Source organism: Rubrivivax soli, assembly GCF_049810355.1.
GTDB lineage: Bacteria > Pseudomonadota > Gammaproteobacteria > Burkholderiales > Burkholderiaceae_C > Rubrivivax.
Window position 1 is genome coordinate 4,298,263 of sequence record NZ_CP187368.1, and the last position, 17,835, is coordinate 4,316,097.

18 protein-coding genes and 1 other RNA gene are annotated in these 17,835 nt (G+C 71.3%); 14 read left to right on the plus strand and 5 right to left on the minus strand.

The window, feature by feature from the left end; genetic code table 11:
- Positions 1-5: 5 nt before the first annotated feature.
- The 7 genes from ACPOLB_RS19695 (at position 6) to ACPOLB_RS19725 (ending at position 6,527) form a co-directional block, all read left to right on the plus strand.
- The gene (locus tag ACPOLB_RS19695) at positions 6-740 is read left to right on the plus strand and encodes an amino acid ABC transporter ATP-binding protein (protein ID WP_425257730.1); all 735 of its coding nucleotides are present in this window, start codon (positions 6-8) and stop codon (positions 738-740) included.
- A 152-nt stretch (positions 741-892) separates the two neighbouring features.
- Positions 893-1,618 (plus strand): hypothetical protein, encoded by a 726-nt coding sequence (locus ACPOLB_RS19700; protein WP_425257731.1) that lies wholly within the window; start codon positions 893-895, stop codon positions 1,616-1,618.
- 44 nt (positions 1,619-1,662) lie between these two features.
- Entirely contained in the window at positions 1,663-2,703 is a 1,041-nt protein-coding gene (gene pyrC, locus ACPOLB_RS19705; protein WP_425257732.1) for a dihydroorotase, read from the plus strand.
- A complete protein-coding gene (locus tag ACPOLB_RS19710) occupies positions 2,700-3,518 on the plus strand; it encodes an NYN domain-containing protein (RefSeq protein ID WP_425257733.1) in 819 nt (272 codons plus the stop codon). The genes pyrC and ACPOLB_RS19710 overlap by 4 nt, the downstream gene beginning before the upstream one ends.
- A gap of 91 nt (positions 3,519-3,609) precedes the next feature.
- Positions 3,610-4,485, plus strand: coding sequence for a protease HtpX (gene htpX, locus ACPOLB_RS19715; RefSeq protein ID WP_425257734.1), 876 nt, complete (start codon positions 3,610-3,612; stop codon positions 4,483-4,485).
- 72 nt (positions 4,486-4,557) lie between these two features.
- A complete protein-coding gene (locus ACPOLB_RS19720) occupies positions 4,558-5,259 on the plus strand; it encodes a hypothetical protein (RefSeq protein ID WP_425257735.1) in 702 nt (233 codons plus the stop codon).
- Positions 5,256-6,527, plus strand: a complete 1,272-nt coding sequence (locus ACPOLB_RS19725; protein ID WP_425257736.1) for a pectin acetylesterase-family hydrolase — start codon at positions 5,256-5,258, stop codon at positions 6,525-6,527. Before ACPOLB_RS19720 ends, ACPOLB_RS19725 begins: the two co-directional genes overlap by 4 nt.
- Here ACPOLB_RS19725 and cysK read toward each other — a convergent pair.
- Positions 6,524-7,438 (minus strand): cysteine synthase A, encoded by a 915-nt coding sequence (gene cysK, locus ACPOLB_RS19730; RefSeq protein WP_425257737.1) that lies wholly within the window; start codon positions 7,436-7,438, stop codon positions 6,524-6,526. The two genes, ACPOLB_RS19725 and cysK, sit on opposite strands and share 4 nt — an antisense overlap.
- 28 nt (positions 7,439-7,466) lie before the next feature.
- Entirely contained in the window at positions 7,467-8,471 is a 1,005-nt protein-coding gene (locus ACPOLB_RS19735; protein WP_425257738.1) for a hypothetical protein, read from the minus strand.
- A gap of 38 nt (positions 8,472-8,509) precedes the next feature.
- Between ACPOLB_RS19735 and rnpB the strand changes: the two genes are divergently transcribed.
- Positions 8,510-8,863, plus strand: an RNA gene (rnpB, locus tag ACPOLB_RS19740) — RNase P RNA component class A.
- A gap of 6 nt (positions 8,864-8,869) precedes the next feature.
- On the opposite strand, the gene glsA is transcribed toward rnpB, so the two are convergent.
- Both glsA and ACPOLB_RS19750 read right to left on the minus strand, forming a co-directional pair.
- Entirely contained in the window at positions 8,870-10,687 is a 1,818-nt protein-coding gene (glsA, locus tag ACPOLB_RS19745; protein ID WP_425257739.1) for a glutaminase A, read from the minus strand.
- A 139-nt stretch (positions 10,688-10,826) separates the two neighbouring features.
- Positions 10,827-11,486: an intradiol ring-cleavage dioxygenase gene (locus ACPOLB_RS19750; RefSeq protein WP_425257740.1), complete on the minus strand. Its 660-nt coding sequence runs from the start codon at positions 11,484-11,486 to the stop codon at positions 10,827-10,829.
- Between the two features lie 56 nt (positions 11,487-11,542).
- On the opposite strand from ACPOLB_RS19750, the gene ACPOLB_RS19755 reads away from it, so the two are divergent.
- Both ACPOLB_RS19755 and ACPOLB_RS19760 read left to right on the plus strand, forming a co-directional pair.
- A complete protein-coding gene (locus tag ACPOLB_RS19755) occupies positions 11,543-12,751 on the plus strand; it encodes a multidrug effflux MFS transporter (protein WP_425257741.1) in 1,209 nt (402 codons plus the stop codon).
- A 62-nt stretch (positions 12,752-12,813) separates the two neighbouring features.
- Positions 12,814-13,833 carry a carbonic anhydrase gene (locus ACPOLB_RS19760; RefSeq protein WP_425257742.1) on the plus strand — a complete coding sequence of 340 codons (1,020 nt, stop codon included), beginning with the start codon at positions 12,814-12,816 and terminating at the stop codon, positions 13,831-13,833.
- Here ACPOLB_RS19760 and ACPOLB_RS19765 read toward each other — a convergent pair.
- Complete coding sequence (locus ACPOLB_RS19765) at positions 13,817-14,185, minus strand: hypothetical protein (RefSeq protein ID WP_425257743.1); 369 nt, start codon at positions 14,183-14,185, stop codon at positions 13,817-13,819. The two genes, ACPOLB_RS19760 and ACPOLB_RS19765, sit on opposite strands and share 17 nt — an antisense overlap.
- 218 nt (positions 14,186-14,403) lie before the next feature.
- Between ACPOLB_RS19765 and mraZ the strand changes: the two genes are divergently transcribed.
- Genes mraZ through ACPOLB_RS19785 form a run of 4 tightly spaced genes read left to right on the plus strand, consistent with a single transcriptional unit; the run spans position 14,404 to position 17,835 of the window.
- Positions 14,404-14,847, plus strand: a complete 444-nt coding sequence (gene mraZ, locus ACPOLB_RS19770; RefSeq protein WP_425257744.1) for a division/cell wall cluster transcriptional repressor MraZ — start codon at positions 14,404-14,406, stop codon at positions 14,845-14,847.
- Positions 14,844-15,785, plus strand: a complete 942-nt coding sequence (gene rsmH, locus ACPOLB_RS19775; protein WP_425261951.1) for a 16S rRNA (cytosine(1402)-N(4))-methyltransferase RsmH — start codon at positions 14,844-14,846, stop codon at positions 15,783-15,785. The genes mraZ and rsmH overlap by 4 nt, the downstream gene beginning before the upstream one ends.
- Positions 15,782-16,072 (plus strand): cell division protein FtsL, encoded by a 291-nt coding sequence (gene ftsL / locus ACPOLB_RS19780; protein ID WP_425257746.1) that lies wholly within the window; start codon positions 15,782-15,784, stop codon positions 16,070-16,072. Before rsmH ends, ftsL begins: the two co-directional genes overlap by 4 nt.
- On the plus strand, positions 16,069-17,835 hold the full coding sequence (locus tag ACPOLB_RS19785; protein WP_425257747.1) for a peptidoglycan D,D-transpeptidase FtsI family protein: 1,767 nt from the start codon (positions 16,069-16,071) through the stop codon (positions 17,833-17,835). Before ftsL ends, ACPOLB_RS19785 begins: the two co-directional genes overlap by 4 nt.

Here is a 17,835-nt window from a genome sequence, read left to right on the forward strand (position 1 = left end):
GCACCATGATCGACATCAAGAACGTCTCCAAGTGGTACGGCAGCTTCCAGGTGCTGACCGACTGCACCACCAGCATCCAGAAGGGCGAGGTGGTGGTGGTCTGCGGCCCCTCGGGCTCGGGCAAGAGCACGCTGATCAAGACGGTGAACGCGCTCGAACCCTTCCAGAAGGGCGACATCGTGGTCGACGGCATCAGCATCAGCGATCCGAAGACCAACCTGCCCAAGCTGCGCGCGCGCGTGGGCATGGTGTTCCAGCACTTCGAGCTGTTCCCGCACCTCAGCGTCACCGAGAACCTGACGCTGGCGCAGATCAAGGTGCTGGGCCGCAACCAGGAAGAGGCCAAGGCGCGCGGCCTGAAGATGCTGGACCGCGTGGGCCTGATGGTGCACAAGGACAAGTTCCCGGGCCAGCTCTCCGGCGGCCAGCAGCAGCGCGTGGCGATCGCGCGTGCGCTGAGCATGGACCCCATCGTGATGCTGTTCGACGAGCCGACCTCGGCGCTCGACCCCGAGATGGTGGGCGAGGTCCTCGACGTGATGGTGCAGCTCGCCAACGAAGGCATGACGATGATGTGCGTCACGCACGAGATGGGCTTCGCGAGGAAGGTCAGCCACCGCGTCATCTTCATGGACGCCGGCAAGATCGTCGAGGACTGCAAGAAGGACGACTTCTTCGGCAACCCCGAAGCGCGTTCGCCGCGGGCCAAGGACTTCCTGTCGAAGATCCTGCAGCACTAGCCGCGCTCGGCGCGGGCGTTGCGGCAGCGCGACGCCTCGTGCGCACAAATGGCCACGCGGCGCCGCGCAAGTGCCCGGGAACGCGCTTGGACACAGCGGGCCGGTGGTGCCGCGCATAGCATCGGGCCGTCTTCCACTGTCCGGGCCCGACCATGAAACTGACGCTCGCTTCCGCCGCCGCGCTTGCTGCGCTGGCCGCACCGCTGGCCGCGCACGCCGCCGAGTTCAACACCCTCTCCACGCTGACCCAGGCCGAGTTCAACCTGCTCGCCAAGGACCTGGGCGCCGCCACCGCCTACAAGCAGCTGGCCTCGGCCACCCCGCTGGGCATCACCGGCTTCGACATCGCGGTGGCCAGCGCCTTCGTGAAGCCGGCCAACTCCGAGGTCTGGGAGAAGGCCGCCGGCGGCGCGAACATCCCGTCGACCGTGCCGGTGCCGGGCGTGCGCATCGCCAAGGGCCTGCCGTTCGGCATCGACATCGGCGCCAGCTACCTGGCCATTCCCGAGGTCAAGGGCAAGCTCGCCGGCGCCGAGCTGCGCTGGGCCATCGTCGACGGCGGCCTCGTCACGCCGGCACTGGGTGTGCGGCTGGCCGTCACCAAGCTCACCGGCATGGACCAGCTCTCGCTCACCAACACCTCGCTCGACGTCTCGGTCAGCAAGGGCTTCCCCTTCCTCACGCCCTACGCGGGCGTCGGCGTCGTCAGCACCAGGGCCGAGGCCGAGGGCGTGGCCACGCTGGCCAAGGAGTCGGTGAACCAGTCGCGCCTGTTCGCGGGCGTGCACCTCAACCTGGGCATCTTCGACATCACCGTCGAAGGCGACAAGACCGGCAAGACCTCGGGCGTCAACGCGCGCCTGGGCTTCCGCTTCTGAGCGCCAGCGGCTGAGCCGGGGGCCGGGTGCGAGAATCGGGCCGCATGAGCGACCCGACCGCGATCACCCTCACCCGCCCCGACGACTGGCACCTGCACCTGCGTGACGGCGCCGCGCTGGCCGCGGTGCTGCCGCACACCGCGCGCCAGTTCGCCCGCGCCATCGTGATGCCCAACCTGCGCCCGCCGGTCACCACCGCGGCGCAGGCGCTGGCCTACCGGCAGCGCATCGTGCAGGCCCTGCCCGAAGCGGCCGGCGGCTTCGAGCCGCTGATGACGCTGTACCTCACCGACAACACGCCGCCCGACGAGATCCGGCGTGCCAGGGAGGCCGGCGTGGTGGCGCTGAAGCTGTACCCGGCCGGCGCCACGACCAACAGCGACGCCGGCGTCACCGACATCCGCAAGACGCACAAGACGCTGGAAGCGATGCAGCGCGAAGGCCTGCTGCTGCTGGTGCACGGCGAGGTCACCGACCCCGAGATCGACCTCTTCGACCGTGAGGCCGTCTTCATCGACCAGGTGATGCAGCCGCTGCGCCGCGACTTCCCCGAACTGAAGGTGGTGTTCGAGCACATCACCACGCAGGAAGCCGCGCAGTACGTGGCCGCCAGCGACCGCTTCACCGCCGCCACGCTGACCGCGCACCACCTGCTCTACAACCGCAACGCCCTGTTCGTCGGCGGCATGCGGCCGCACTACTACTGCCTGCCGGTGCTCAAGCGCGAGGTGCACCGGCGCGCGCTGCTCGCCGCCGCCACCTCGGGCAGCAGCAAGTTCTTCCTCGGCACCGACAGCGCGCCGCATGCCGCGGCGATGAAGGAGCAGTCGGTCTGCGGCGCCGGCTGCTTCACCGCGCCGCTGGCGCTGGAGCTGTATGCCGAAGCCTTCGAATCCGCTGGCACGCTCGACAAGCTGGAAGGCTTCGCCAGCTTCCACGGCGCCGACTTCTACGGCCTGCCGCGCAACACCGGCACCGTGACGCTGCGCCGCGAGGCCTGGACCGTGCCCGAGACGCTGCCGTTCGGCGACGCCGTCATCAAGCCGCTGCGGGGCGGCGACACCTTGCACTGGAGACTGGCATGAGCACCGGCACGACCTCGGGCGACCGCGTGATGCTGCTGATCGACGCCGACAACGTCAGCGTCGACGTGATGGAGCAGACGGTGCAGCACCTGCTGGCCGAGCACGGCGCGCTGCACGTGCGCCGCGCCTACTGCACCGCCGAGAGCGCGGTGGCCAACCAGGCGGTGTTCAAGCGCCTGGGCATCAAGCCGATGGTGAACCTGGCCACGGGCAAGAACAGCACCGACATCGCGCTGGCAGTCGACGCGCTCGATCTGGTGCTGGCCGAGCGGCCCGAGGTCGTGGCCATCGCCTCGTCGGACAGCGACTTCGCGCCGCTGGTGGCGCGGCTGCGCGAGAAGGGCTGCCGCGTCGTCGGCTACGGCCAGGACGGCAAGACCGGCGACGAGACGCAGGCGGTCTACGACGCCTACACCGTGTTCGCGCACCGCAAGTCCGCCGCGCGCACGGCGGCCGAGAAACCCGCGCGCAGCGCTGCGGGCAAGGCGACCCGCACGCCGGCCGCGAAGAAGGCCAGCACGCGCCGCAAGACAACGGCAGCCCCGGCGCCCGAGGCGGTGCAGGCGCCGCCCCCGCCTCCGCCTCCGCCGGCCCCGCCGCCGCTGCCCGACAAGGTGCGCCAGATCCTGGCCGCGCTGCCCGAGCTGCTGCGCGGCGAAACGGTGGAGCTGCGCGTGGCGGCCGAGCGCCTGCGCGACGCCGACCTGCTGGGCCCGAAGGCCTCGTCGACCAAGCTGTTCGCGCCCTTTGCCGACCGCTTCGAGCTGCTGCCCGAGCAGGGCCCGAACAAGGTCCGCCTGCGCCAAGCCCCTTGAGGGCGCGGGGCCGGCCTTGAAGTGCCGGCGCCCGCCCTAACATCCTGCCCGTCTCCACCACTGCGAGCGCGCCCGAACCGGCGCCCCCACCATGAAACGAGTGCTGCTGTTCATCGTGACCAACCTGGCCGTGATGCTGGTGCTGGGCATCGCTGCCAGCCTGCTGGGTGTCAACCGCTTCCTCACGTCCAACGGCCTGAACCTGGGCATGCTGCTCGGCTTCGCCGCGCTGATGGGCTTCGGCGGCGCCATCATCTCGCTGCTGATGAGCAAGCCGATGGCGAAGTGGAGCACGGGGGCGCAGATCATCAACAACAGCGCCGACCCCACGCACCGCTGGATCGTCGGCACGGTCGAGCGCTTCGCGCAGAAGTCGGGCATCGGCATGCCCGAGGTCGCCATCTACGACGGCGCGCCGAACGCCTTCGCCACCGGCGCGTTCAAGAACTCGGCGTTGGTCGCCGTCTCCACCGGCCTGCTGCAGAGCATGAGCCGCGACGAGGTCGAGGCCGTGATCGGCCACGAGGTCGCGCACGTGGCCAACGGCGACATGGTCACGCTGACGCTGATCCAGGGCGTGATGAACACGTTCGTCGTGTTCCTGTCGCGCGTGATCGGCTACTTCGTCGACAAGGTGATCCTGCGCAACGAACGCGACGGCGTCGGCATCGGCTACTACGTCACGACCATCGTGCTCGACATCGTGCTGGGCGTGCTCGCCAGCATCGTCGTGGCCTGGTTCTCGCGCCAGCGCGAGTACCGCGCCGACGCCGGTGCCGCCGCGCTGATGGGCCGCAAGCAGCCGATGATCAACGCGCTGGCCCGCCTGGGCGGCCTGGAACCCGGCGCGCTGCCGCAGAGCGTGGCCAACATGGGCATCAGCTCCAAGCCCAGCGGCCTGATGGCGCTGTTCTCCAGCCACCCGCCCATCGAGGACCGCATCCGCGCGCTGCAGCAGGCGCAGTGACCGCGGCCTGACCCCCCACACCGGCCCGCCCCAGCTTGGCGTTGCGTCGGGCCGGTCGCATACTGCGGCCCCATGACGGGGCCGCTGCGCTGGTGGATCTGGATCGCGGGCCTGGTGCTGGCGGTGGCCGTCGGCACCGGCCTGGCGCTATGGCGCGCACCGCAAGGCGTGGTGGTGCCGGCAGCCGAGGGGCCGGCCTCGCCTGGCGCCCCGCCGGCCTCGTTGCCGGCGCCGGTCGCGGCCCCCCCGGTGCTGGCGCAGGCCGATGCGCCACCGCCCGGCGTGACGCCCGCGCAATGGGCGGCGCTGCGGCAGGAGCTGTCCGGCCGCCCCGACGAACTGCAGCGCCTGCGCGCCCACTTCACGTTCGCCGACCAGTTGCAGCGCTTCCGTGCCACGCCGAGCACCGCGGTCGCCGAGCGGCTGGCGCTGGCGCAGGTGCTGGACGCCGGGCTCGACGAGCGTCTGCGCCTGCGCGAGGTGGGCGTCGGCGAGGCGCGGCTGATCAAGTCCGCGGTGCTCGAACTGCTGCAGCCCGACAGCGTGCAGCGCGCCCAGGCGCTGCGCCAGTGGGAAGCCGCGATGGCTGCCGCGCTGCCGGCCGACACGCGCCACGCCAGCGACAACGCCGCCTTCCAGCGCCGCCAGGCCGGGCTCGTCGCCGCCTGGCAGACGCAGCCCGCTGCCGCGCGCGACGCGCGGCAGCTCGAACAGCAGCTCGATGCCTTGCGCCAGGCCCACCACGGCGCGTCCACCCCCGGAGGAGCCCGATGACCACGCCACGCTGGCTGCGCACAGCCGCCCCTGCACTGTTCCTGTCCCTGGCCGCGCCCTGGGCCGCAGCCGGCTACCACCAGTGGGACATGGTCGAACTGCCGCCCGACAGCGGCGCGGCCTGCGGCGATGGTTCGCCCTACCGCTTCTTCGTCAACCGCACGCCGCTGACCAGGAGCACCGCCATCGTCTACGAGGGCGGCGGCGCCTGCTGGGACCAGCGCGCCTGCGAAGGCCAGGGGCCGCTGTCGGCGGCGAACCCGAACGGCATCCCGCCCGACTACATGCAGCGCTTCGACACCACGGCGGCCTACGGCTTCGTGACGCCGTTCAGCGCGCGCATGAACCCGTTCCAGAAGGTGCAGACGCAGGCCTGGAACCTGGTCTACCTGCCGTACTGCACGGGCGACGTGCACAGCGGCAGCAAGCTCGTGGTCTACAGCGACGCCGACCCCGCGCAGCCGCGCGTGCAGTACCACCGCGGCCAGGCCAACGTGCGCGCCGCCGCGCAGTGGCTGCGCGCGAACCTCGGTGCCCCGCAGGACCTGCTGCTGACCGGCTTCTCGGCCGGCGGCGTGGGCTCCACGGTCACCTACGCGCTGGTGCGCGACATCCTGCAGCCCACCGGCAAGTCATCGCTGCTGGCCGACTCGGGCCCGCTGATGCAGGCGCCGCGCGGCAGCGACCCCGCGCTGCACCCGTCGCTGCCGCTGCACGAGACCATCCGCACGGCCTGGGGCCTGGACGAACCCGGCGGCCTGGTCAGCAGCTACGCCGGCACGCTGCCGGCCTTCGATGCCGACAACCTGGGTTCGGTCAACGGCGCGCTGGCGCAGCGCTACCCGGCCGACCGCTTCAGCTACCTGGCCTTCCAGGCCGACACCAACTTCTCGGCCTTCAGCTACCAGAAGTTCTACGACGACATCGCCAACGCGCCGACCGAGGCGCTGCGGCGGCAGCGGCTGCTGGCGCGCTGGCAGCCCGACCTGGCGCAGTGGACGGCCGACCTGCAGAGCCACGCCAACGTCGGCTTCCACCTGCCGTTCTTCCGCAACTTCAACGACTCGCACTGCCTGACCATCATCGACTTCTCGGGCACCGGCATCGAGGAACTCGGCATCGCCGACCTCACGCCGGTGGTCGACAGCACGCTGGACCGCGGCCCCGTGCTGCGCAGCGTCGAGACCGACCAAGTGAGCGACTACTTCCGGCCGGTGAGCGAGATCATCCGGCTCTTCAAGCTGCTGGGCCGGCTGCTGCTGGCTTAAGCCGGCAGGAAGCCTTCGATCGACAAGTAGCGCTCGCCGGTGTCGTAGTTGAAGCCCAGCACGCGGCTGCCGGCGGGCAGCGCGGGCAGCTTCTGCGCGATGGCCGCCAGCGTGGCGCCGCTGGAGATGCCCACCAGCAGCCCTTCCTCGCGCGCGCAGCGGCGGGCCATCTCGCGCGCGGCCTCGGCCTCGACCTGCACCACGCCGTCGAGCAGCGCGGTCTTCAGGTTGGCCGGGATGAAGCCGGCGCCGATGCCCTGGATCGGGTGCGGGCTGGGCTGGCCGCCGCTGATCACCGGGCTCTGCGTGGGCTCGACGGCGAACACCTGCAGCGCCGGCCAGCGCGCCTTCAGCACCTGCGCCACGCCGCTGATGTGGCCGCCGGTGCCCACGCCGGTGACGATGGCGTCCAGGCCTTCGGGGAAGTCGCGTGCGATCTCCTCGGCGGTGGTCTTCACGTGCACGGCGATGTTGGCCGGGTTCTCGAACTGCTGCGGCATCCAGGCGCCTGGCGTGGCCGCCACGATCTCCTGCGCCTTGGCGATCGAGCCCTTCATGCCCTTCTCGCGCGGTGTCAGCTCGAAGGTGGCGCCGTAGGCCAGCATCAGGCGGCGGCGCTCGACGCTCATGCTGTCGGGCATCACGAGCACGAGCCTGTAGCCCTTCACGGCCGCCACCATCGCCAGCCCGATGCCGGTGTTGCCCGAGGTCGGCTCGACGATGGTGCCGCCCGGCTGCAGGGCGCCCGAGGCTTCGGCGTCTTCCACCATCGCCAGCGCGATGCGATCCTTGATCGAGCCGCCGGGATTGCTGCGTTCGGACTTGATCCACACCTCGGCAGCGCCGAACAGGCGCTGCATGCGGATGTGCGGCGTGTTGCCGATGGTGGCCAGGACGTTGTCGGCTCTCATGGTGTCTCCAGGGGGTGATGCAACCAGTCTAGGGCACCGGCAGCGCGCCGGTGGCAGCGACTCCGGTGCGCCAGGCCTGGCGCACGAGGCGGCCGCACTCGGCCGAGTGGAAGCCGGCGTCGGCCTCGACGCGCTCGCGCGCGATGACGCCGTAGTGCGTGACGGCGGCGTCGATCCACGGGTAGAAGCCGGTGCCGCCGGCGCTGCTGAAGGCGTGGTCGCCGAGCGCGGGGTCGTCTTCCACCCAGTGGCCCAGCGCGTAGTTCCAGCGTTCGTTGCTGCCCAACGCCGGCGCCGCCAGCGCGTCGGCGCACAGGCTGGGGTTGGCGCACACCTTGTGGCTGCCCAAGGCGTCGCGCATCGCCAGCTCGCCGCGCAGCACCCGGCCCAGCACGGTGGCGTAGCTGCGCGCGCTGGCCTGCACGCCGGCGGCCAGCTGCGGCTGCGCATACGCCAGGCCGGTGACGCCCAGCGCGTTGTTCAGCCCCGCCGCGAGTGCCGCGTTGTCGGCCGCACCCAGGTCCATCACCGTGCCGGCATGCACCTGCATGTGGCCGCTGTCGTAGAAGAACTTGCCGATGGTGGCGTCGTCGCGGGCGTCGCGGCCCGCCAGGCAGGCCGCCACCGTGGGGTCGCGGCCGCAGCTGGGCAGGCCGAAGCGTGTGTAGCCGCTGGTGAAGTTCAGGTAGGGCACGTCCTCGCTGCGCAGGCCGCGCAGCTGCAGCACCTGCATCGCGTACAGCCACTTCGACGCCGAGGCAATGCCCAGCACCGTGTCGGCACCCGGCGCGCCGCCGCCCACGCTGCCCCACACCTTCGGGCCGCTGCCGTCGCCGACTTCCCAGTAGTAGGGGCCGAGCGTGGCTGCGCTGCACCTGCCGTTGTTCGCCACCGTGGCCTGCGCCGCCGCGATGCGCTGGGCGTCGGTGGGCGCGGCCGGGGGGGCCGGTGCGGGCGCCGGATCGGAGCCGCCGCCGCAGGCCGCCAGCAAGGCGGCCGCCGCCGCGAGGAACGTGAACCGCAGGCACCGCATCGCAAGCCTCCCAGCCGTGCGTTGATAATCCGCCGCGTGAAGCGGGCCAGACCGCCGCCGGTGCGAGCGTGGAAACACGGCACGGGAGGAAGGTCCGGACTGCACAGGGCAGCGTAGCAGCTAACGGCTGTCCACCGCGAGGTGAGGATCAGAGCAACAGAGACGAGCCGATTCAGTTCGGGTGAAACGGGCAATCTCTACGCGCAGCAATACCAAGTAGGCACACGCTGATCGGCACGGCCTGCCGTGTCGATCTCCCGCTGGCCCGGCGGTGTGTGCGGGTAGGTAGCACCGAGCCGTGCAGCGATGCACGGCCCAGAGGAATGGCGGTCACGGCGGCGTCTCGCAAGAGCGCCGCTGCACAGAATCCGGCCTATCGGCCCACTTCACACTTTTCCTCAGGCCTCCAGCGCCGCCACGTCGGCGCTGAGGCGGGCGATGGTCTCGGCCGCGCCCAGCAGCAGCTGGCGCGTCAGGCGCAGCGCCAACGCCGGGCGTTCGGCCTCCAGCTGCGCGTAGCGGCGCTGGTCGAGCGTCCAGCACGCGACCTCGGTGTCGGCACGCACGTCGGCGCTGCGCCGGCCGCCGCCCAGCATCGCCAGCTCGCCGAAGCCCATGCCGGCCGACAGCGTCGACAGCCGCTGCACGCCCCCGCCCGGCAGCGCCTGCACGACGCTGACCTCGCCACGCACCAGGAAGTAGAGCCGGTCGGCGACGTCGCCGCGCTGCACGATCAGGCTGCCGGCCGCGTGCTGCTGGCGTTCGACCACCGACTCCAGCAGCGCGACCTCGTCGGCGCCGAGCCCGGTGCACCAGCGGTGGTCGGCCAGTCCCGGGATGGCGGCCACCGCCTGCGTGCCGTGCACCCGCGCCAGCAGGGCCTTCTCGCACCACTCCAGTCCGAGGTCGAGCTGCGGCAGGAAGTGCACGGCGCCGGCGTGGCGCGGGTGCAGCGCGTTGCCGAAGTCCGCCAGCAGGTCGCCGCGACGCACGCGGGTCAGCACCAGTTGCTGGCCGCGCGCGGCGCAGCTGCCGGCCAGGGCCGCGAGCAGCCGCGTCGCGGCGTCGTCGGCCTGGCCCACGCGCTTGAAGTCGAGCACCGCGCAGTGCAGCGCCGTGCCGCCGGCCGCGATCGCGCGCAGCACCGGCTCCAGCGTCGCGAAGCGCAGGTCGCCCTGCAGCTCGAACACCACCACCGTGCCGCCGTGCTGGTCGAGCAGCGTGTTGTCGGCGGCCGGGCGGCGCCGCTTGGAGCGCATCGTCGCCAGCGTGTAGTGCGCACGCACCGTGGACGTGGCCGCGCGCGGCGGCTGCAGGAAGTGCAGGCCGAGTTCCTGCGACAGGGCCTTGCAGACCGCGACGCCGCGCACGCTGTTGCCGCGTGCGTCCAGTGCCGGCGAGAACACGCCGATGCCGAGCTGACCCGGCAGCACGGCGATGATGCCGCCGCCGACGCCGCTCTTGGCCGGCATGCCGACGCTGTAGACCCACTCGCCCGTCAGGTCGTAGACCCCGCAGGTCGTCATCACGCTCAGGATCGGACCCACGTGCTCGGCCGCCACCGCGCGCCGGCCCGTCAGCGGGTGCATGCCGCCGTTGGCCAGCGTGGCCGCCATCAACGCCAGGTCGCGGCAGTCGACCAGCAGCGAACACTGGCGGAAGTACAGCTCCAGCGCCGGTTCGGGGTCGCCCTGCAGGATGCCGGCATTGCGCAGCAGGTGGCCGATGGCGCGGTTGCGATGGCCGGTGTCGCGCTCCGACGCGAACACGGCCTCGTCGACCTGCAGCGGCCGCCCGGCATAGGCCGAGATCGCGTCGACCACGCGCGCCAGCCGGGCCTGCGGCGTGGCGCCCTGCACCAGCGCGGCCGTGGCGATGGCGCCGGCGTTGATCATCGGGTTCATCGGCCGGCCGCTGCCCGGCTCCAGGCTGATGGCGTTGAACGCCTCGCCCGATGGCTCGACACCGACATGGCGCTGCACCGCCTCCGGGCCGACGTCCTCCAGCGCCACACCGTAGACCAGCGGCTTGGAGATCGACTGCAGCGTGAACGGCTGCCGCGTCGTGCCGACCTCGTAGACCTGGCCGTCGACGGTGGCGATGACGATGCCGAACCAGGCCGGGTCGGCCTTCGCGAGTTCGGGGATGTAGGTGGCCACCGCGCCGTCGGTCAGCGCGCTGCAGCGTGCGTGCAACTGCTGCAGGACCTCGAGCACGGGAGAAGGCGGGGTGTCTGCAGAGCCGTCGTGGAGCATGCCAGCGGACGTGCAACTTCCATGCCGCGCGCCCCGCTGCGGTGCGCCGCGCACGCCGGTGGGCATCGGCGCGACCGGGCCCGTGCACGCCGGCCGGTCGTTAGGCCGGCACGGTCAGCCGGTGCAGCGCCTGCCACCGCAGCCCGCTGCCGGCGGGCGCGGGCTGCAACTCCATAGCCAGCGGCGCACGGTCGGCCTCGGCCAGGGCGCGCCAGAGGAAGTCGCGGGCGTTGCCGGGGTCGCCGGCGACGAAGAGCTGCGTGGTGAGCGTGCCGAAGCTGGCGTGGCGCAGCTTCAGGTGGATGTGCGGCGTGCGCCCGGGGTAGGGCACGGGACGGATCGTCAGGAAGCGCGCCGCGCCCTGGCGGTCGGCGCGGCTGGCCCCGAAGCCCTGGAAGCCGGGGTCGAAGCGGCCGTCGACGGGGTCGACGTTGGGGTGCCGGTAGGCCGCCAGCGCGTCGCACTGCCAGAGTTCGATCTCGGCGCCGTCGACCGTGCGTCCTGCCGTGTCGGCCACCTGCAGCGCCAGCGCCAGGTGCTCGCCACGGGCCGTGGCGGTGCGGCCGTCGCGCTGCGTGTGCACCAGGTCGGCGTCCCAGTCGGCCCAGCGCTCGCGCCAGCGCGGTGGCGGGTAGAACGGGCCGTCGGTCATCGGCGCGAGCACGCGGCGTGACGAGGCCAGCGCCGGCAGTGCGATGCCGGCCGCCGCCAGACCGGTGGCGGCCAGCAGCCGGCGGCGGGCGGGCGGGCGTGTTTGCATGGCGGCATTGCATCACCGCCGCACTGCACTCGTTAGACTGGGGGTTTCCCCACACGATGCATCCCGACGCCCAACATCTCTGGCGCGGCCCGCGCTGGACGCTGGCCGTGCTGCTGGCCTGCCTGGGCATGCTGGGGCCGTTCTCGATCGACACCTACCTGCCGGCCTTCGCTGGCATCGCCAGGAGCATCGGCGCCACGCCGGTCGAGATGCAGCAGACGCTGTCGAGCTACCTGCTCGGCTTCGCGGTGATGAACCTGTTCCACGGCGCACTCGCCGACAGCTTCGGCCGCCGGCCGGTGGTGCTGTGGGGGGTGGCGGTGTTCACGCTGGCGTCGGTGGGCTGCGCGCTCTCGGACTCCATCGGCTGGCTGGTCGCCTTCCGCGCGCTGCAGGGCATGTCGGCGGGCGCCGGCATGGTGGTCTCGCGCGCCATCATCCGCGACATGTTCCCGCCCGCCGACGCGCAGCGGGTGATGTCGCAGGTGACGATCTACTTCGGCGTCGCGCCGGCGGTGGCGCCGATGGTCGGCGGCTTCCTCTTCGTGCACAGCGACTGGCACGTGATCTTCTGGTTCCTGGCCCTGGTGGGCGCGGCGCTGTTCGTCGCCAATTGGCGCTGGCTGCCCGAGACGCTGCACGTGGACGTGGTGCAGCCCTTCGACGTGCGCAGCCTGCTGCGCGGCTACTGGGGCATGGGCAAGAGCCCGATGTTCATGATGCTGGTGCTGGCCAGCGGCATCCCGTTCAACGGCATGTTCCTGTACGTGCTGTCGGCGCCGGTGTTCCTGGGCGAGCACCTGCAGTTGGGGCCGGGCCAGTTCTTCTGGTTCTTCGTGCTCACCATCGGCGGCATCATGGGCGGGGCCTGGCTGTCGGGGCGGCTGGCCGGTCGCATCAAGCCGCGCCACCAGGTGCGGCACGGCTTCGTGATCATGCTCGTGGTGTCGCTGCTGAACGTGGCGCTGAACCTGTTCCTGCCGCCGCATGCCGGCTGGGCGCTGATCCCGATCGCGGTGTTCGCCTTCGGCTGGTCGCTGATGGTGCCGGTGGTGACGCTGATGGTGCTGGACCTGGCCCCCGAGCGCCGCGGCATGGCGTCGTCGGTGCAGGCCAGCGTCGGCAGCCTGGCCAACGCGCTGGTGGCCGGCGTCATCGCGCCGCTGGTGATGCACTCCACGCTGGCGCTGGCGCTGGCGTCCACGGCGATGCTGGGCATCGGCGTCGTCGCCTGGCTCTGGGTGAAGCCGCGCCTGGCGCGCTGAGCCGCCGCGCTGCCGTCTCAAGACGGCCCCGGCGGGGCCGATATCCCACGTGGAGCCCCGCCATGAACCAGCCATCCACGCCCCGCCTGCCTGCCTTGCTGCCGCTGCTGCCGATCTGCGTGGCGCTTGCTGCCGTGCTGCCCGTGCACGCGGCCGACAGCGGCCACGCCGCCCCGGCCAAGGCCGCGAAACCGGCCGCGATGACACCGCCTGCCAAGGCCGTCCCGCAGGCTGCAGCGGATCCGCTGGACACGCTGCGCGACCGCCTCGCGGAGAGGCTCGGCGCCCGCGCCGCGCCCGAGGCCGGCAGCAACACCGTGCGTGTCGTCGCGAAGCCGGCGGCGGCAGCGGCTGCGTCGCCTGCCAAGGCAGGCCACTCAGGCGCAAAGAAGCCCGGCGGACAGGCGCCTGCGCACTGGGGCTATGCCGGCGAAGCCGGCCCGGCGGCCTGGGGCGGCCTGCGGCCCGACTTCAGCCTGTGCGCCAAGGGACAGCGCCAGAGCCCGATCGACATCCGCGACGGCATCGCGGTCGACCTGGAGCCGGTGCAGTTCGACTACAAGGCCAGCGGCTTCGGCGTCATCGACAACGGCCACACGGTGCAGGTCAACGTGGCGCCGGGCAACGTGATCCACGTCGGCGGCCGGCGCTGGGAACTGCAGCAGTTCCACTTCCACCGCCCGTCGGAAGAGCGCATCGACGGCCGCCAGTTCGACATGGTCGCGCACCTGGTGCACAAGGACGCCGACGGCCGGCTCGCCGTGGTGGCCGTGCTGCTGGACAAGGGCAGCATCCAGCCCATCGTGCAGATGGTCTGGAACAACCTGCCGCTGGAGAAGGGCGAGGAGTTCAAGCCGCAGTCGGTGATCGACCTGACCCACTTGCTCCCACCGGACCGCCGCTACTACACCTACATGGGCTCGCTGACGACGCCGCCGTGCAGCGAAGGCGTGCTCTGGATGGTGATGCGCCAGCCGGTGCAGGTGTCGCAACAGCAGATCGACATCTTCTCGCGCCTGTATCCGATGAACGCGCGCCCGGTGCAGCAGGCTTCCGGGCGGCTGATCAAGCAGAGCCAGTAGGTCCGGACGGGCCGGGCGGTCCGGCGGATCCGTCCGCAGGCGGCGCCTTGCCGCGCCCGGCCAGCAGCAGCGCCGGCCACAGCCACAGGCTGGCCAGCCACAGCACGACCCGACCCGGGCTGAGCGGTCGCGTCTCGTGCCGCGCCACCTTGGCGAAGAGCACCCCCGCGCCCACCACCACGTACAGCAGCAGCACGGCGTACACCAGCACGCGCTGCCCGTAGCTGTCGCCCAGCAGCGCACCCCCCCAACTGCCCAGCAGCGCTGCCAGTGGGACCGACAGCGCCAGTGCCAGCGCCACGCCCGCCAGCGCGTGCCGCAATTTCCACAACGGATCGTTTTCGTGGATCAAAGTGGGAGACCGGGTGGGTGGCCAGACATCGGCTTCATCTCACAAAGCACTTTGAGACAGGCCTTCAAGTCCTTCATTTTGAAGGACTTTTTGTTGCCTGCGCCACTTGCGGACCGAAATGTAAGTCCTTGATTTGATTGATTTTTCCGCGTGCGCGCCATTGACCGGGCGTGTTGCACTCCGGTACAGTGGGGAAAAGTAGATTTGGGTGGGGATTCGTGCCTTCTTTTGCCTTCCGGGGTGGTCCGGTGCTGACGCTGGACGCGAAAGGGCGGTTGACCGTCCCTTCGCGGTACCGCGACGTGCTCGTGTCCACCGTGGGCGGCCAGATGGTGATCTCGAAGAACCACGCCGGCTGCCTGGCGCTGTACCCGCGCCCGGTGTGGGACGCCTTCGAGGCCGAACTCGCCCGCCTGCCGATGAAGCACGAGGGCTGGCGGCGGCTGTACATCGGCAGCGCCACCGACGTCGAGATCGACGGCGGCTCGCGCGTGCTCGTGCCGCCCGAGCTGCGGGCATGGGCGGGGCTGGAGCGGGATGTGGTGTTCATGGGCGTCGGCGACAAGTTCGAATTGTGGGACAAGGCCCGCTACGAAGCCGGCGAAGCGCTGACCATCGCCGCCGGCCTGCCCGAAGAGCTGCAGAACAAGGTCTCGGGATGATCCCGGCCCAGCACACCGCATGGCAGCACACCACCGTTTTGCGCACCGAAGCCGTCCAGGCCCTGGTGACGCATGCGGACGGTGTCTACGTCGACGGCACGTTCGGCCGCGGCGGGCATGCGCGCGCGGTGCTGGCGCAGCTGTCGCCGGCCGGCCGCCTGGTGGCCTTCGACAAGGACCCCGAGGCACTGGCCGAGGCCGCCACGATCGCCGACCCGCGCTTCGCCATCTGCCACGCCAGCTTCGGCGACATGCGCGCGCAGCTGCAGGCGCTGGGCATCACGCGGGTCGACGGCGTGCTGCTCGACCTGGGCGTCAGCTCGCCGCAGATCGACAACCCCGAGCGCGGGTTCAGCTTCCGATTCGATGCGCCGCTGGACATGCGCATGGACACGACCCGTGGCGAGACCGCCGCGGACTTCCTGGCCCGCGCCGATGAGCGCCAACTTGCACAGGTGATCCGCGACTATGGGGAAGAACGGTTTGCTCTACAGATTGCAAAGGCGGTTGTTGCTCGCCGGCAGGGCGGGGATCAGCTTCGAACCACCGGGGAACTTTCCGCGCTCGTGGCTCGTGTCGTCAAAACCCGCGAACCGGGCCAGGACCCTGCAACGCGCACATTTCAAGCTCTTCGGATTTTCGTCAACGCCGAGCTTGAGGCGCTCGAACAAGGCCTGAAGGCCGCGCTGGACCTGCTGGCCCCGGGTGGACGCCTCGTCGTGATCAGCTTCCATTCCCTGGAAGACCGCATCGTGAAGACCTTCATCGCCGCGCACAGCCGCGATGTCGTCGACCGGCGTGCCCCGATGGCGCCGCCCCGGCCGCTGAAGCTGCATGCGCTGGGGCGCGTGAAGCCCGGCATCGGCGAGGTGCGCGAGAACCCGCGTGCGCGCTCGGCCGTGATGCGCGTGGCCGAACGCACCGAGGTCGGCACGTGACGAAGCTGAACCTGCTGCTGGTGATCGCGCTGCTCGGCAGCGCGCTGGTGCTGGTGCGCACCTCGTACGAGGGCCGGCGCCTGTTCGCCGCGCTCGACCGCGCGAAGAACGAGCAGCGGCAGCTCGACATCGACTACAAGCGCCTCGACGCCGAACGCCAGGCCCAGGCCACGCACCTGCGCGTGGAGCAGGTGGCGCGCGAGAAGCTGCAGATGCGCACCGCCACGCCGGCGGTCACGCAGTACGTGGGCGACCGGCCGCACGCGGCCTCGGGGGTGGCGCGATGAGCCGCACCCCGCGCAACGCCGGCACCACCGTGCGCAGCGTCAACTACGCCACCAGCCCGCTGCTGGCGAGCAAGACGCCGCCGTGGCGGTCGCGCTTCGTCGTGTTCCTGGTCGGCGTCGCCTTCCTGGTGCTGCTGGGCCGCGCGGTGTGGATCCAGCTGATCGGCGCCGACTTCTACCAGATGCAGGGCGAGAAGCGCTACGCGCACCAGCTCGAGCTGCCGGCCAGCCGCGGCCGCGTGCTCGACCGCAACGGCCTGGTGCTGGCGACGTCCGTGCCCGCGCCCAGCGTGTGGGTGATCCCGAAGGACTTCCAGGCCGACACCGCGCAGCGCCGCGCCCTGGCCAGGACGCTGGGCATGAAGCTGTCCGACCTGAACGACCGGCTCGACGGCAGCCCCAACTTCGCCTGGCTGCGCCGCCAGGTCGACGACCCCGTCTGGGCCGAGGTGAAGGCGCTGGGCATCCCGGGCGTGCACCAGGTGCGCGAGTACCGCCGCCACTACCCCGAGGGCGAGGCCGCGGCGCACGTGGTCGGCTTCACCAACGTCGAGGAACGCGGCCAGGAAGGCATCGAGCTGCGCTTCCAGAAGGAACTGCAGGGCCGCAACGGCGCGCGCGCGGTCGTCAAGGACCGGCTGGGCCGCGTGGTCGAGGACATCGGCGACCAGACCGACCCCGTCAACGGCCAGGACATCACGCTGGCCATCGACTCGAAGGTGCAGTTCTTCGCCTACCAGCGCATCCGCGACGCGGTGGCCGAGCACAGGGCCCGCGCCGGCAGCGTGGTGGTGCTGGACGCGCAGACCGGCGAGGTGCTGGCGCTGGCCAACTACCCGAGCTTCAATCCCGCCGCGCGCCAGAACCTGAAGGGCGAGCAGCTGCGCAACCGCGCGCTCACCGACACCTTCGAGCCCGGCTCGACGATGAAGCCCTTCATCGCGGCGCTGGCCCTCGAGACCGGCCGCGTGCGCCCCGAGACCCGCTTCGACACCGCGCCGGGCCGCATCACCGTCACCGGCTCCACCATCACCGACGCGCACCCGCACGGCGTGCTGTCGGTGAGCGAGATCATCCAGAAGAGCAGCAACGTCGGCACCGTGAAGATGGCGATGCAGATGCAGCCGCGCGAGATGTGGGAGCTCTACAGCGCGGTCGGCTTCGGCCAGAAGCCGCAGATCGAGTTCCCCGGCGTCGTCACCGGCCGGCTGCGCCCCTACAAGACCTGGCGCCCGATCGAGCAGGCGACCATGAGCTACGGCTACGGCCTGAGCACCAGCCTGTTCCAGCTGGCGCGCGCCTACACCGTGTTCGCGCGCGACGGCGACGTCGTCACGCCCAGCATGCTGCGCCAGGAGCCGCTGCCGCCGGGCCAGCGGGTGTTCAAGCCCGAGACCGTGCACGCCGTGCGCGAGATGCTGCGCCTGGCCGCCGGCCCGGGCGGCACCGGTCCGAAGGCGCAGGCGATCGGCTATTCGGTGGGCGGCAAGTCGGGCACCGCGCGCAAGCAGGAAGGCAAGAGCTACGGCAACAAGTACCGCAGCTGGTTCGTCGGCATCGCGCCGGTGAAGAACCCGCGCATCGTCGTGGCCGTGCTGGTCGACGAGCCCGGCAAGGGGGTCTTCTACGGCGGCGAGGTCGCCGCACCCGTGTTCAGCCAGGTGGTGCAGAACACGCTGCGCATGATGAACGTGCCGCCCGACATCGACGTGCAGGCGCAGATCGTCAGCAAGCCGGTCGTGGCCGAGCAGGAAAGCTTCTGA

Coding starts and splice junctions, on each gene's coding strand:
- cysK (WP_425257737.1), bottom strand. CDS start 7,438: ATGAGAGCCGACAACGTCCTGGCCACCATCGGCAACACGCCGCACATC.
- ACPOLB_RS19700 (WP_425257731.1), top strand. CDS start 893: ATGAAACTGACGCTCGCTTCCGCCGCCGCGCTTGCTGCGCTGGCCGCA.
- ACPOLB_RS19720 (WP_425257735.1), top strand. CDS start 4,558: ATGACGGGGCCGCTGCGCTGGTGGATCTGGATCGCGGGCCTGGTGCTG.
- ACPOLB_RS19785 (WP_425257747.1), top strand. CDS start 16,069: ATGAGCCGCACCCCGCGCAACGCCGGCACCACCGTGCGCAGCGTCAAC.
- ACPOLB_RS19710 (WP_425257733.1), top strand. CDS start 2,700: ATGAGCACCGGCACGACCTCGGGCGACCGCGTGATGCTGCTGATCGAC.
- rsmH (WP_425261951.1), top strand. CDS start 14,844: ATGATCCCGGCCCAGCACACCGCATGGCAGCACACCACCGTTTTGCGC.
- pyrC (WP_425257732.1), top strand. CDS start 1,663: ATGAGCGACCCGACCGCGATCACCCTCACCCGCCCCGACGACTGGCAC.
- ACPOLB_RS19750 (WP_425257740.1), bottom strand. CDS start 11,486: ATGCAAACACGCCCGCCCGCCCGCCGCCGGCTGCTGGCCGCCACCGGT.
- ACPOLB_RS19695 (WP_425257730.1), top strand. CDS start 6: ATGATCGACATCAAGAACGTCTCCAAGTGGTACGGCAGCTTCCAGGTG.
- htpX (WP_425257734.1), top strand. CDS start 3,610: ATGAAACGAGTGCTGCTGTTCATCGTGACCAACCTGGCCGTGATGCTG.
- ACPOLB_RS19760 (WP_425257742.1), top strand. CDS start 12,814: ATGAACCAGCCATCCACGCCCCGCCTGCCTGCCTTGCTGCCGCTGCTG.
- ACPOLB_RS19725 (WP_425257736.1), top strand. CDS start 5,256: ATGACCACGCCACGCTGGCTGCGCACAGCCGCCCCTGCACTGTTCCTG.
- ACPOLB_RS19735 (WP_425257738.1), bottom strand. CDS start 8,471: ATGCGGTGCCTGCGGTTCACGTTCCTCGCGGCGGCGGCCGCCTTGCTG.
- ACPOLB_RS19755 (WP_425257741.1), top strand. CDS start 11,543: ATGCATCCCGACGCCCAACATCTCTGGCGCGGCCCGCGCTGGACGCTG.